General features: G+C 70.4%; 20 protein-coding genes and 1 pseudogene. All 21 read right to left on the bottom strand.

Features of this window, described 5'->3' with window-relative positions:
• Positions 1–30: 30 nt before the first annotated feature.
• Positions 31–453, bottom strand: a complete 423-nt coding sequence (locus J3A75_RS14945; RefSeq protein ID WP_209650358.1) for a hypothetical protein — start codon at positions 451–453, stop codon at positions 31–33.
• 189 nt (positions 454–642) lie between these two features.
• A complete protein-coding gene (locus J3A75_RS14940) occupies positions 643–2,028 on the bottom strand; it encodes an RtcB family protein (protein ID WP_209650357.1) in 1,386 nt (461 codons plus the stop codon).
• A 34-nt stretch (positions 2,029–2,062) separates the two neighbouring features.
• Positions 2,063–2,383: a hypothetical protein gene (locus J3A75_RS14935; RefSeq protein WP_209650356.1), complete on the bottom strand. Its 321-nt coding sequence runs from the start codon at positions 2,381–2,383 to the stop codon at positions 2,063–2,065.
• Between the two features lie 4 nt (positions 2,384–2,387).
• Positions 2,388–2,822: a MucR family transcriptional regulator gene (locus J3A75_RS14930; RefSeq protein WP_209650355.1), complete on the bottom strand. Its 435-nt coding sequence runs from the start codon at positions 2,820–2,822 to the stop codon at positions 2,388–2,390.
• Between the two features lie 58 nt (positions 2,823–2,880).
• Complete coding sequence (locus tag J3A75_RS14925; protein WP_245364429.1) at positions 2,881–3,699, bottom strand: hypothetical protein; 819 nt, start codon at positions 3,697–3,699, stop codon at positions 2,881–2,883.
• Positions 3,700–4,423: 724 nt separating this feature from the next.
• Positions 4,424–4,540 (bottom strand): annotated as a pseudogene (locus J3A75_RS37370) (helix-turn-helix domain-containing protein); the annotation flags it as partial.
• 381 nt (positions 4,541–4,921) lie between these two features.
• Entirely contained in the window at positions 4,922–5,320 is a 399-nt protein-coding gene (locus J3A75_RS14915) for a hypothetical protein (protein WP_209650352.1), read from the bottom strand.
• Between the two features lie 123 nt (positions 5,321–5,443).
• Positions 5,444–5,938 (bottom strand): hypothetical protein, encoded by a 495-nt coding sequence (locus J3A75_RS14910; protein ID WP_209650351.1) that lies wholly within the window; start codon positions 5,936–5,938, stop codon positions 5,444–5,446.
• On the bottom strand, positions 5,935–6,099 hold the full coding sequence (locus J3A75_RS14905) for a hypothetical protein (RefSeq protein ID WP_209650350.1): 165 nt from the start codon (positions 6,097–6,099) through the stop codon (positions 5,935–5,937). The genes J3A75_RS14910 and J3A75_RS14905 overlap by 4 nt, the downstream gene beginning before the upstream one ends.
• Positions 6,096–7,301: an MT-A70 family methyltransferase gene (locus tag J3A75_RS36545; RefSeq protein WP_312892923.1), complete on the bottom strand. Its 1,206-nt coding sequence runs from the start codon at positions 7,299–7,301 to the stop codon at positions 6,096–6,098. The genes J3A75_RS14905 and J3A75_RS36545 overlap by 4 nt, the downstream gene beginning before the upstream one ends.
• Before the next feature lie 95 nt (positions 7,302–7,396).
• Entirely contained in the window at positions 7,397–7,624 is a 228-nt protein-coding gene (locus J3A75_RS14895) for a hypothetical protein (RefSeq protein ID WP_209650349.1), read from the bottom strand.
• Positions 7,624–7,824: a hypothetical protein gene (locus J3A75_RS14890; protein ID WP_209650348.1), complete on the bottom strand. Its 201-nt coding sequence runs from the start codon at positions 7,822–7,824 to the stop codon at positions 7,624–7,626. The genes J3A75_RS14895 and J3A75_RS14890 overlap by 1 nt, the downstream gene beginning before the upstream one ends.
• Before the next feature lie 4 nt (positions 7,825–7,828).
• Complete coding sequence (locus J3A75_RS14885; protein ID WP_209650347.1) at positions 7,829–8,716, bottom strand: TAXI family TRAP transporter solute-binding subunit; 888 nt, start codon at positions 8,714–8,716, stop codon at positions 7,829–7,831.
• A 9-nt stretch (positions 8,717–8,725) separates the two neighbouring features.
• Complete coding sequence (locus J3A75_RS14880) at positions 8,726–9,187, bottom strand: hypothetical protein (protein WP_209650346.1); 462 nt, start codon at positions 9,185–9,187, stop codon at positions 8,726–8,728.
• Positions 9,188–9,197: 10 nt separating this feature from the next.
• Positions 9,198–9,446: a hypothetical protein gene (locus J3A75_RS14875; protein WP_209650345.1), complete on the bottom strand. Its 249-nt coding sequence runs from the start codon at positions 9,444–9,446 to the stop codon at positions 9,198–9,200.
• Positions 9,443–9,814, bottom strand: coding sequence for a hypothetical protein (locus tag J3A75_RS14870; RefSeq protein ID WP_209650344.1), 372 nt, complete (start codon positions 9,812–9,814; stop codon positions 9,443–9,445). Before J3A75_RS14870 ends, J3A75_RS14875 begins: the two co-directional genes overlap by 4 nt.
• 525 nt (positions 9,815–10,339) lie before the next feature.
• Positions 10,340–10,531, bottom strand: a complete 192-nt coding sequence (locus J3A75_RS14865; RefSeq protein WP_209650343.1) for a hypothetical protein — start codon at positions 10,529–10,531, stop codon at positions 10,340–10,342.
• 75 nt (positions 10,532–10,606) lie between these two features.
• Entirely contained in the window at positions 10,607–10,864 is a 258-nt protein-coding gene (locus tag J3A75_RS14860) for a hypothetical protein (RefSeq protein ID WP_209650342.1), read from the bottom strand.
• 1 nt (position 10,865) lies between these two features.
• On the bottom strand, positions 10,866–11,498 hold the full coding sequence (locus J3A75_RS14855) for a hypothetical protein (RefSeq protein WP_209650341.1): 633 nt from the start codon (positions 11,496–11,498) through the stop codon (positions 10,866–10,868).
• Entirely contained in the window at positions 11,499–11,975 is a 477-nt protein-coding gene (locus J3A75_RS14850) for a hypothetical protein (RefSeq protein ID WP_209650340.1), read from the bottom strand.
• On the bottom strand, positions 11,976–12,689 hold the full coding sequence (locus J3A75_RS14845; protein WP_209650339.1) for a hypothetical protein: 714 nt from the start codon (positions 12,687–12,689) through the stop codon (positions 11,976–11,978). It abuts the gene before it with no gap.
• Between the last annotated feature and the right edge of the window lie 19 nt (positions 12,690–12,708).

Genomic DNA, 12,708 nt, shown 5'->3' with positions numbered 1-12,708 from the left:
GGCGGAGTTCCCGTCTGCCATCCGCGCCGGCTATCTCCGCAGGGAATGCGCGTCCCGGAACATCGCATCCCACGCGGCCCGGAAGTCGCTGTCGGGGGACAGGCGCTGCGCTTCGATCTCGTCGACGATCTGCTGGAGACGTGACACCGCCGCGGCGTCGCTCTCAGCCTTGAACTGGTACCCGTGGTTCGGCGGACTGAGCGCCTGAACTTGCCCACCCTCGACCATGGACTGGGCGCTCGTGGCCGGACGGGCCGGATCGAGGGCGACCAGGAGGAACTCGTGCGTGGCGCCGTCGAGGTGGATGACTGCCGGCTGATCGGTCGGCGTCGTCAGATCGTAGAGCGCGAGCGCGTACTGGCTCCAGACAGGATGCGCCCAGGTTGCGGTGATGAGCCATGTGGCGCCGAAGGGCTTACCTTCGGTCGTAGTCAGATGAGGTTCGTTCGTCACAAGTTTTCCTCCGGTCGCGCTGATAGATCTGCGCCCGCGACAGTCGGAACTGCCGCGGCATGTCCCGGGCCCACCGCGTCAGCCACACGTGCTTGGGCGGCATGATCGGAAGGCCGGATACGCCCGGACGGTAAAGGCCGAGCCGAATGAGGTGGGGTGGACACCGGCGCATCGTCACGGCTGAGGGCATCACCCCGGCGCGTCGGCCTGCGGCTCAACGGCCGCAGCACGCCTTTTCCGCCAAGGCGCATCGGCCTCCCAGTCGCCGGCCATGATCGACCCGAACGGCAGGACCTCGTCGACCACGGTAGCGAGTTCGTACGCCTCGATCTGGGTGCGCACCGCGGCGGCGTCCTTGTACGCGCCGGGCAGCTCGGAGAGGTCGGGGCGTCCGCTGAAGAACCGCACGTCGATGCCAGGCGGGTACGCCGGCGCGTTGTCGCGCAGGTAGGCCGTGCGGGATAGGTTCCGACCGGCCCCGTGCGGCGCGAAGCCTAGCGTCTCCGGCCGGTCCCGGTGCGCGGTGATAAGCACCGGCTCCGCCATGTTGAGCGGGATCAGCGTGCGGCCCGTGTCCTCCGAAGAGAAGCCGGTCCACGACGGGGTCGCGCCCTTGCCGTGGTAGAACAGGCCGTCGGTGCGCCGGAAGACGAAGTTGTGCTCGTTCCAGAAGCGATCGCCGGCAGCGGCCCCGATCCGCGCCAGGGACTGGTCGTGGATCACGTAGTGGCTCTCGCGGGTCCAGTCGCGGAGGATCTGGAGCGCCTCCCAGTAGCCCTCCCCGTCGAGGCTGGTCGCCTTGATCCAGGCGTTGTGCCGCGGAACCTCTGGCGCGACCTTCGCCGTGTAGCGCTGGGCGACCGTCATGCCCTTCTTGTAGAGGCCGGCGCCCAAGCCTCGGGAGCCGTGATGGGTCACGAGTGCCGGCAAGCCGGATGATCGCAGGCGGCCGACATAGGCGAAGTGGTTGCCGTCGCCCTGGCTCCCGAAGTCGCCAACCGCCTTGCTCATCAAATCGGCGAGGAAGGCGTTGCCATCGATCGCCGAGACGACAGAGGCCGGCATCCGCTCCGGATCGCGGCGGCCGCCAGGTCCGAAGTGCGTCACGGCCTGGACGGCGTCGAGCAGTCCGGTCAGGTCACAGTCCGCGCGCAGCACGGTGATGGCCACCGAGCAGCAGATGTCGGCCGAGTGGAAGCCCGGGTGGATCGCGTCCTCGCAGGCCACCACGCCGCCGACGGGGATCGTGCCCGGCGCCGATCCGGAAGGACACGCGTCGGGCATCACGGCGCCGGCGCGGATCGTGGGCACGCGCATCAGCTCGTCCATGTGCCGAAACACGGCCTCGACGTTCGCTCGCTCGGCGCCCGTCTCCGCCTCGATGGCCCGAGCATAAGGGATGGGAGCGGCCCGCATCGGGATCGTGACCGGGACGAGGGCTTGGATCGCGGCAAGGATCGTCGGCTGCTCCGCGCCCTCGCTCTGCATCCGGTTCGCCGTGGCGATCGCCTCCTTGAAGTGGGCGCCGGGCTTCACGTCCCAGCTGATGAGCGTCTGTCCCGTGATGGTGTCCATGCTCCCCTCCTAAGCTCCCCTCTCAACGGCGCTCTCAGCAGACCGGACGCCCCAGAACAGCATCCATGATCTGCTTTTCCCGGCGGCGATCCATGTCGGCCACGAGGCGCGCGTGCAGCCTGTCGATCACCGCCGGATGGGCGACGATCATGTTCTGAGCCGGCAGGTGGTAGAACTCCGGCTTCGGGAGCTCGCGGTAGCGGATCCTTTGGGGATGGCCCTCACGCCGCCGCCGGGCGGCTCGGGACGGGGATCGCACCTCCGACCAATCCTCTGTCACGTCGACCATGTGCGGGTCGGGGACGAGGCGGATGCCGGCGTAACGCGAGATCGCCACCGTGCGGATCTCGACCATCGCGCTACTCCGCCGCCTGCCGCGCCGCTTGGGCGCCGGGCACGCCCAGCCCGATCGCCTTCGCCAAGGCCGACCGCCGCGCGGCGTAACCGGCGGCGACCATGGGATAGTCGTCGGGCAGCCCGAAGCGTGCGCGGTAGCCGTCCGGCGTCAGGCCGTGGGACGTCAGGTGCCGCTTCAGCGTCTTGTACGGCTTGCCGTCGAGGAAGCTGATCAGGCTGTCGTTCCGGATCGACCTGCGGATCTCGGTGGCCGTCAGGCGGAAGCCCTCGGGCTTGGCCGTCGCCGCGGCCGGCTCCAGGTCCTGGAGCGCGACCAAGCCGTCGCGGACGGTGCGCATCAGACCGGGCAGCGCGTCGGCGGTCACGGCCTGTCGGCCGACGTAGGCCGCCACGATGCCGGCGGTGAGGCTGAGGATGTCATCTTGGGTGTCGGACACTGGAGAACTCCTGTGGGGATGTGAGGCCGGGCTGTCTGCGCCGGCCGGGCGCGTCGGTTCAGTGGACCTCCTCTTCGTGGTCGGCGGGGATCGGCACGCGCAGGCCGATCTTGTGGGCGAGCTCGTCGCTGATCGGGAGGCGGCCCCACATGGCCTGGCCGCGGCCTTGCGCTGCGGCCTCGGCCCGGGCCCGCGCGCGGAACCGGTCGTTCGCCCGCGCCATCGACGCGCGTTCGGCGGAGATCTCCTCCTCCGTCTGCTCGGTGATCACGGCCTCGCCGCGTAGCTCCGCCTTCACCGTCTCCCAGTGGGCGACGGCGTTTGCCCGATCGTCGTCGGTGGCGCCGGTGTCGTAGAGCTCGGCGCCGAGGATCGCTTCGACCCTCGCCAGCTCGGTTTCGAGCGGCAGGGTCTCGTACCGGCACTCGGCAACGACATCGGTGTCGGACGGGCAGCCCTTGCCGTCCCACAGGCAGCGCCAGCCGGGCTGTCGGAACCGGAGACGGGCCCGCTCGATCGCCCAGGTCGGCTCGCCGGCGAGCGCCTGGGCGTAGAAGCCGACCTTGGTGGTGAGCTCCTGCGCGTCGGCGCCGAAGTTCGCTTTGCTGGCGATCAGCAGCATGATCTCCCGGTTCGCCTCCGGGCCCGGCGTCGGCACGAGGGCGCGCCGCAGCTCATCCCGCCGGTGCTCCAGCCAGTCCTGCTGCGCCCGGTTAGGCGCCGAAGCGACGGGCAGGCGCTTGCGCCGGAAGGAGCCCGGCGTGTCCTCCAGCCGGTTCGTGAACTGCGCGATGAAGCGATCCGACTCTCGCGTCGGGAGCAGCGGGAGCACGGCCCGACTGTAGGCCGAGGACATCGAGGAGGTCGGCAGGGTCATGGGGCAATCCAATCATCTCGGCGACGAGGGCGAGTCCGCCGTTCGTGGAGCGGCGGGGCGAAGCGGATGCGGGGGCGGAGCGGCGGGTCTCGCGGGCGGCGCGCTCGGCGGCCTCGCGGAGGGCGGTGTCGAGGAAGCTGTCAAAGGCCAGCGCCCAGTCGGCCTTCCGGGCGATCGGGCGGTGCGCGTTGGCGTGCGACCAGCGGTGCATGCTGGCGGCGGTCTGCCGGACGAAGGCGGCGTCGAAGCCGAGAGCCTCGGCGGCCGCGTAGTGGCGCCCCTCCGGCGCGAATCCATCGGGACACAAAACCGCCCGGGGAGAGGGAGCCCCCTTGGGGGCCGTGGCCGTGTCAGCGGACGCGGGGGGTAGCGCCGAGTCCCGAGTCTCTCTCCTGGGGGATTCCCTTCTGGGGGATTCCTTCTGGGGGATTCCTCTAGGGGTGACAGCAGTGTCACCCTCGGGGGTGACTGGCGTGACACCCCCGAGGGTGACTGGATCGGGCGGCGGTATGGGTGACTGTGTGTCACCCTCCCCACGATCCGGCCGGCCACTCGATTGGGGCGGCGCCGGGTCGTTCGCCGCCGGCCGCGGTACGCCCGGCAGGTAGAGGACGAACAGGTTCTCCCGCTGCCGGCCGGTCTCCGCGTGGCGCTGTTCGACCCGCAGGATACCGAGGTCCTCCAGGACGCGGATCTTGCGCTGGACGGTCCGGACGGACTGCGAGCACTTGCGCGCCAGCGTCTCGATCTTCGGCCAGGCCTGCCCAGTCTCGGCGTGCGCGTAGTCCGCGATCACGAAGGCGACGAGCTTCGCGATCCCGTCCGGGATGTCCGTCTTCATGACGTAGTGGATGGCCTCGATACTCATGGGCGGTGCGCCTTCGTTCAGGCAAAGCTTCATTGGCCGGCCGCGAAGCCTTTCCGGCTCCGGGCACGCGAATACCCGTCGCTGAAATCGCTGCTCGCGAACGGCGGTCGGGTCGGCGGGGCGGTGTGAGAAGCTCGCAACGCGGGCCGGGCCACAGGCCTCCGCCGAAAAGGACGGCGTCTGGAGGCGGCAGCTCAGGACCTGCGGAAGGCCGGATCTCGTCCGGACCGGGCGGCATCAGTCGGGCACGAGGCGGGGACCTGACGCAGGGCGCGCGAGGATCTGATGTCCTGGCGCGGGGGACCGCGGGGCAAGGGCCAGAGCTGCGGGTTCATGGCTGGGCGGCTCCGCGCGTCAGACGGCCGGCTGGGCGGCGGCTGGCGCCGCGGCGGCGCTCGCGGGCTCGATCCCGTCGGCCGGGGCCGGCGCGGCACCCGTGCTGGGCGTCGGCAGAGAGGCCGCCGGCACGTCGGCCGCGCCGGCGCCGAGGCGCGGCGTGCCGCCCGGACCCTGGTCGGGCGCCAAGCGGTCTAGGCGGGCGAGCGTGTCCCGCTGGCGGCCCTCGAGGACCGACAGCAGGTCGATCATGCCGAGGTTGTTCGCCCGCACCGCCTTGGCGGTCGGTCGCGGGTCGTCGGCGATCCGGTCGTTCTTCGCGTGCAGCTCCAGGCGCAGCTGCGCCAGCAGCTCCTCTAGCTTCCATCCGTCCGGATTCGCTTTCGACATCAGCACCGGTGTCGTGGGCGTGCTCATGGATCACCTCGGGAGGGTTGCCGCGCGTGCGCGGTCGGGCGGCCCGCGTGGGCCGGAAGCGGATTCGGAGTCCGAGTCTGGCGGGAGTCGGGGCCGCTCCGCGGCCTGCTCCCGAGCGCCACGCTAGGCGTCCGGTCCGGATGATGCCGGCGGCATCGGCGGCGGTTCGCTCGCGGCGGCCAAGCGCACGGATTCGCGCGTCAGCAGCTCGGCGTAGAGCCGGCAGCGCATCGGAGCCCCGAACGAGCGGAAGGCCGCGATCTCGGGCGGATAGACCAGCGCCACCGCGGCGATCGCGCGGGCCTCGGCCGTGAGCTGCGCCTCGATCCGCGCGGGCTCGGATCCGATGCCGGCGACGAGCTCCAGGAGATCGGGCGGCGTCGACGCGTCCAGCGGGTGCGCGCGCTCGAGCGCGGCGCCAATCCCGGGCAGGCCTGCGCCTCGCGTGCCATCGGCGAGCCGGCCCAGCGCCGCCGGCGCTAGCGCGTCGAAGCGACCGGCCGCCGCCATCATGCGGACGCGGCCCAGCACCGAGGCCGGCTGGACGCTGGCGGCGGCCGCGATCGGCGCGGCGGCGAACAGGCCCAGAAGCCCGCGGCGGTTCGGATTCGCGCTCATCGTCCGACCGCCCAGATGAAGGCGAGCAGCAGGCCGGCCACCGCAAAGCGGGACGCATGGAGCGCCGCCAGCTGCGGGACGAAGCCTCCGCGTCGCGCGCGCCGATGCAGCGCTTCGGATTCGAGGGCGGCGATCGCCATGAGGGGCGTGGCGGCCGTCATTCGGCGGCCTCCAGCCGAGGCGGCTCGGCCTGCCGGTAGAGGTTGATGAAGTCCTCGCGCGGCTTGCGCTGAAACGCTTCCCCGAACGGTCCGTAGGAGCACTGCCTCACGAGATCGTAGAAGGCGTCCGGCTTTTCACTGTTGGCGCCCAGCGGCCAACGGTGATGGGTCGCCGTTGAATACGTCGCGGAGCGCCGAGGCATGCGAAGCTTGGATCCACGACGAGCAAAGACGAAATGCTCAGTGGTATTCCGCATCTCGTGTCCGAGGCTGAACTTCGGATCGTTGCGGCTGAGGTCGCTGACCTCTTTGACCCAAGTGTGGACTGTTTTGACCTCGAAGCCCCACTCCTGAACAATCGATGGGATGTCGCCCCAGACGCCGTTGATGAACCACAGGTAGAGGTGGGAATCCTCCCAGGTCCACCGCTGCAACGGCAGTGCGCGGATCTCGTCGAGCGACATCTTCGCGTAGGCGTGTCCGGCCGCCGCAGACACGTTCACTTCCTTCCAGGGCGGGTCGAGCACCGCAGTCTGGACGGATCCATCGTACGGGATCAGCTCCAGGCAGCGTTGCTCGTCGCCCACCGCCCGCATGCGATTCCAGGCGGCTGTCGGGTTGTCGGCCTTGCACATGACCGGGACGAGGAAGCCGAAACGGTCCGGATCGACCGCGGCGGCCTCGCAGACCTCGAAGGTGCGCAGCAGAAAGTCGGCGCTCTCGTCCCAGAGCTTGCCGAGGTCGGCGAGCGCGCGCCGCTGAGCGGCGTCGAAGGTGCCGCCGATGACAGGCGCGTGGCCGAGCCGGGCCTCAAGGAGCGCGCGCGCCGCCAGGTTGATGTCGACGAGGCTCCAACGGCCCTTCCAAGCATCCGTGAGCAGCTGCCGGCCCTGACGCTTCAGCGCCGGCAGCGTGATCGTAGCCTCTGAATCGCGCGCCGACGAGATGCAGGACCATGCGACGTTCGGAGCGCCGCCGGCATCGAGGAAGTTCAGCGCCGCGCCGAGCCGGATGGGATCTGCAACGGCTGCGTCGCTGACCTTCAGCAGCCAGTCGAGCCACTGATGGCTCTTACCCCATCGCGCTGCCGTTGCACCCGTTGCCCTCGACCCTTGTCTAATTTTGACAAGGGTTCCGCCCAATTCTCTCGCCCTCGCAGCGTCGCGCTCGACGGCCAGAATCGGACGGGCAGCGGTCGCCACCTCGCTCAACAGCCACGGCCTCGGACCACGCATCACGCGCCCTTGCGAACTCAGACTTGGACTGGGGAGGGCGCGCGGTATGGCGCACCAGGTTGTCACGACGCGGAAGAGCCCTGCGCGGCGGCGCGTGTGATCGCCTGCCGCACGAGCTCGCAGCCCTGCGCGATCAGCCGCTCACCTTCGTCGAGATCGACAGAGGCGGCGAGCCCGCTCAGCTCACCCATGAGGCCGATGTATTCGACCAGCGCGGCCTCGCGGCTGCCGAACATGCTCAACAGCGAGGGCGTCAGCTCGGTGAGCCTATTCCGATCGAGGGCAGCCATCAGACGAATCCCCGCTTCGTTGAAGGATGCAGTGACCGCTCCTCGAGCCGCCCCTCCCGCCGCGCCGTCCAGCGCAGGACGACGAGCAACCCGAGCTGTATCGGCAGGGTGAGCAGCGCCGCGAAGCTCGGGTGCACCATGATCGCCGTCGCGATGGCGGCGGCGATCAGGACCCAGAGGGAGGGAGAGCGGGCAGCCACGGCGTCAGTCCTGCGGCTGCGCGATCGCCTGGATCTGCGGCTTGGCGGCCGTGAAGGCGCGCAGCAGACCGTCGTAGGCGCGCTCGTTGGCGTTCACCCACGGGATCGCCGTGACGAACAGCGCGTCGACCGCGATCGTGTCGAGGGCCTTGGTGCCGAACACGAGGCCGCCCGGCTGGACCCGCGGGTACGTGCCAGCCGGTATCGAGCCGTAGCTGTAGACCGGCTGGCCCCGGGCATCCTTCGCCGCTCCCACCATCTCCTGATCGTCGGAGCGGACCAGCACGACGCGGTCGCCCTGCGCCTGCGCATCGTTCTTGATGAAGGACGCGTTGAGCGCCCCGACCCAGAGCGCGCACTGCACCTGACTGCCGTCGGCCACGGCGGACAGGGCGCGCACGCCCGAGCGGGTGTCGACGTTCACCGGCCCGAAGCGCTTCTTGTCGGCGAGCGCGAAGGCGTCCCAGGTGGTGCGGCCGCCTGAGCCGTCCGGGCCCACCGCGACGGTGTTGGCCTTGCCCAGGTCCGTGATGCGGGAGATCCCCGCGCCGCGGTTGCAGATGAGGTGCACCTGCTCCTGGTAGAGCACGCCGGCGCGCTCGATCGTCGAGAGCGCGGCCGCGTTCTTCGACGAGTAGACCAGGAGCGCGTCCGACTGGACGAAGGCGCCGTCGCACTGCCCGGCCGAGAGCTTGTCCAGGTTGTCGAGCGAACCCTGCGTCGGCACGACCTCGATCTTCAGGCCTCCGGCCTTGCTCTTCAGCATGTGGCCGGCGCGGAAGTAGTTGCCGGATTCGGAGCCGGTGCAGAGGCGGAAGGTCGGGGGCTCGGCCGCGAGCGCGGACGAACTGCTGGCAAGGACGAGGGCGAGGACTGCGAGCGGGGCGCGCATGGACGGGCCTCAGGCTTGGGGGGCGGGGGCTTCGGTGCCGGCGTCGGCAGCCGGATCGGGATTCGCGTCGGGTGCGCTGGCCGCCGCGATCGCCGCCTCGGACCACCAGCCCTCGGTCAGCCGACCGTCTGCGGCGCGGTACCGGACGAGGTAGTTGCGCGAGCTCTCGGAGTACTCGGCTCGGGCGATGACGGTGCCGCGCTCGTCGGTGCCGACGAGGCCGACCGGCTCACCGAGCGCGAAGGCGAAAATCCCGACGAGGCTCGAATGGCCATCGCGATCGGCGCCGACCTTGCCCTCTGCCACGAAGACGGAGGCGCACTCGTGCGCGTAGAAGGATCGGGACTCACCCGGATTCACGGTGCTGTACCAGACGGCGCGGACACGGCCCCCGGTCTCCCGTTCGACAGTCGTCACCTCGGCGGTCCAGCCGACGTCTTTCGGCACTTCGACGTGCACGGTTGTGGTCACGATGCTCTCCTCAGGAATCGCGCCGGCCGGGCGGGGAGCCCGGAGCGCCGGCGGGCGGGTGAAGGTCGGCGTGGCCGCCGCGTGACCAGAGACGCGGCAGCCATTCGCGCGGGCGCCAAATGCTCTCCGGCATGGCCGGATCGGCGAGGTTCGCCAGGACGCCGAGGAGCTCCGGCAGCCAGAGTGACCAGCCTTGGAGGCGGCGAAGGCCGGCGGCCAGGTACGCGCGCAGGATCTCGAAGTAGCCGTCCAGCCTCATCGGCGGCCTCCGTCGATCTGCTGGCGCAGCCGGGCGATCTCACGCTCGACGCGTTCGCGCTCTTCCTGGCGCGCGGCCGCGATCAGGGCCGGCGGCGGATGGTCGAGGATCACACACAGCACCTCGGACCCGTACGCGCCGACGAGCTGGGACAGGGATTCGAGGCTCGGCGCGGAACCGCGGTCGAGCCAGCGCGCGATGGTTGCCGGGAAGATCCCGGTGTCGGCAGCCACGTTGTCCGCCGTCTTGGTGGGATGCTTGCGCCGGAGAAACGCCGACAGGCGTTCCGCAACAACTGTTCGTTCTTCACCCACACCTGTCGTGTCTTCCACCACAGCTGTGGTGGAGTTTCTGGGCGACTGTTTCATCGGCCTCCTCGATGATCTGGTCATCGAGGGCGATCGGCCGATGGGTCCGGTCGGGAAGAGCGAGGCGGTCATCGATCGTCCCTCGCGAGGAGGTTGACGCAACGATGGTCAGGAGCACGCGCCGGGGCTGGCAGGCTGAGAGGCGCGTGGAGGTGAGCAGGGGCGGTTCGCATCACGCGGCCGCCCTTCTGCTGTCGGGTGCCCAGTCGGGCGAATTACTGCCCGGCATGACGCCGGGACCGGAGGCCGAGGTCAGGCCGTCGCCATCGCCCGTCGCCCCCGGCACGACCTTCTCAACGGACTGGCTCGATGGGGCCGTCGCCACCATCCCACCGTCGCCCTGGTCGCCTCGGGCCGCTCTTGCCGCGCCATCGCGCGTAGCTCTGTCGTCTCCCAAAAGGCGCCGGAGCCCGCAGGCCCCGGCGGAGTCTAGGGAGGAAACGCCCACGAAGGGGCATGCCCGGCCGGCGCTTGCCCAAGCACCGGTCGAACCTCGGGCGGCCGGGAGCGGCCGGATCTTTGTGGCTACCGGCTCGACAGGAGCCAGAGGCCGATCGCGGCCGCGGCCAGGATCGCCAGCCAAGGCCGGGTGGACTCGTAGAGCCGCGTCAGGAGCGGTCGCCCCTCTGCCCTGGCCCTGTCCGCTCGCCGAAACGCCGGCAGCGCGCCCAGCAGCAGGAGCACGGCCAACAGGAGCGCGGCGATACGCAGGAACACGGGAGGCGGCGCCTTGGGCTTGAGCGCGAGGGACGGACACAGATGCGCGGGCGGGGACCAGCTGTCGAGAGCGCATCAGGCGTCTCCGACCGGGTCACAGGGCAGCACGAGCTTGCAGGCGTCGCAGCGCGCGAAGAAGGCGTCCTGCTCGCGAAGGACATCCTCCCACGAGCCGTGCGCGCGGATCGCCCCGGCCCGCACGACCGCGACACCGTCCGCCGTGACGTCGGCGCCGAAGATCTCCGGCGCAGGCGCGGAGATCGCGGCGATCGCGACCGGAGCGGCGACTGGGCCGAGCCCGAAGAAGGCGAGGATGCTGCGGCGGGAGGGCATGTCAGCCCTCGTCCGATTTGGCTTGGCCCATGGCCCAGGCCAGCTTCTCGATCAGCCAGGGGACCCGGCTCGGGTCGATGCCGATCGCGAGCTCGGAGTGAAAGCCCAGGGCCGTGACGGCGAGCGTCGTGACGCCGCGCTTCTCGTCAAACCCGACGGTCAGCTTATCAGCGCGGAGGTAACCCTCGCGCGGCGGGACGAGGGCCCTTGCCTGCAGCTCCCGCTCCTTCAGCTCGGCCTCGGCATTGGTCAGCCGGGCTCGGGCCCGGGTCAGCTCTTCGTCCGGGTCCACGGCGGGCACAGTGGGTGCGGACGGCGCGAGCGCTTGCGTCCGGGGCGGCAGGAGCAACGCCAAATCACCCGGCTCGACGAGGAAGCGGTGCGGCTTGCCCGCGTAGTCGATGATCTCAAGCCCGACGAAGCTCGTGAGATCAGACCGCACGCTCACCCCCATACCCCGGACCGGCCTCGCCGAGATCTTCGCCGATTGATCGGCGGGATCGCGCTCGGGGATGTCTTCGTCGCGGCAATCGCTGCCGTCCGATCTATCCTCCGTCGACGAGGCCAGACCGTCGATCTGGTCTTCCAGCGCGGCCACGCGATCGGCGAGGGTTCTGATAGGGCGCGAGCGCATCTACGCGGTCTCCGGATCGAGGGCGGCGGGGATCGGCTCCGCGCCGTAGGGCAGCAGCGACGTCTGGACGGTGGTGCCGTTCGGCCGGATGCCGACGACGTCCTGGCGGGTCGGCAGTTCGATGCCCACGGCCTCGGCGAGGTCGAGCGTCACCCGCTCGGTGGACGGGATCTGCTCGCCCTTCAGCTTGGTGCGCTTGTGCCAGAGGCCGAGGATGAAGCCGTAGAGCCGGACGAGCTGCTCGGCGTCGAAGGGCGAGCGGCCGATCGCTCCGGCGTCGACGTTGATGTCGACGCCCTCGTCCCGAACCTTGGCGACGTGGTCGTTCAGGTCCTGGAGCTGATGCAGGACGCCGGAGGCCACGACGGTGATCACCGCGCCCATGACCAGGATCACCGCCGCGAGGCCGGCGGCGGCGTAGAGGACGGCGTCGGCCAGCTCGCCGATCGCGGCGGTGAGGACGGGATCGGTCGCCATCTACGCCTTCTCCCGCTCGGCACGGCAGACATGGTGCGCCACGCCGACCGCCTCGAAGGCGCGGCCGAGGTAGCCGATCGGCGCGCCGCAGCGCTGGCAGCAGCTGGCGGGGACACGGCCATTTGGCAGCCGTGCCCGCTCGACGTAGGTGGCCATCAGCGCGTTGACGCGCCGACGCTGGATCCTGACGCTGCTCTCGACGTCGAAGAGACGCCGCTCGATCGCGCCGCCCTTGAAGAACTGATCAAGGGGCTCGGCACGTGGGTGGTCGGTCCGGCCCTGGTTCTGCGGGCCACGATAGACGATCGAGGACTCCCCCTCGCACGGGCTGAACTGGGCAACGAAGCCGCCCTGTCGACGCGCGACGAGAGAGATCGTCGCGAGCTCTTGCAGGTCGCTGACGGTGACGAAGAAGCGATGCGCGCGTTGCTCGCCGTCCACCAGTTCGAGCACGGCGCGGCTCGGCTCCGGCCCGACCTTGAGGTCGATCGAGCGGATCAGCCGCGTCGCGCCGTGCGGGATGCCTTCCCCGGACTTTGGGGCCGTTTCGTTGGCGCGCCGCACGTATCCGGCATGGCGGTCCATCAGCAGTGCGTCGAAGAACGCCTGCGACACAGCCCGATCGGCGAACGTCACCGTGATGGCGGCGCCGTTGGTCGAGAGCCCCGGCAGGTGCTGGGAGACGAGCTCGGAGGCCGAGAGCTTGCGCATCATGCCGCGCTCCCGGTCGACG

Source organism: Methylobacterium sp. PvP105, assembly GCF_017876975.1.
GTDB lineage: Bacteria > Pseudomonadota > Alphaproteobacteria > Rhizobiales > Beijerinckiaceae > Methylobacterium > Methylobacterium radiotolerans.
This window is presented reverse-complemented; position numbering and strand designations above follow the sequence as displayed.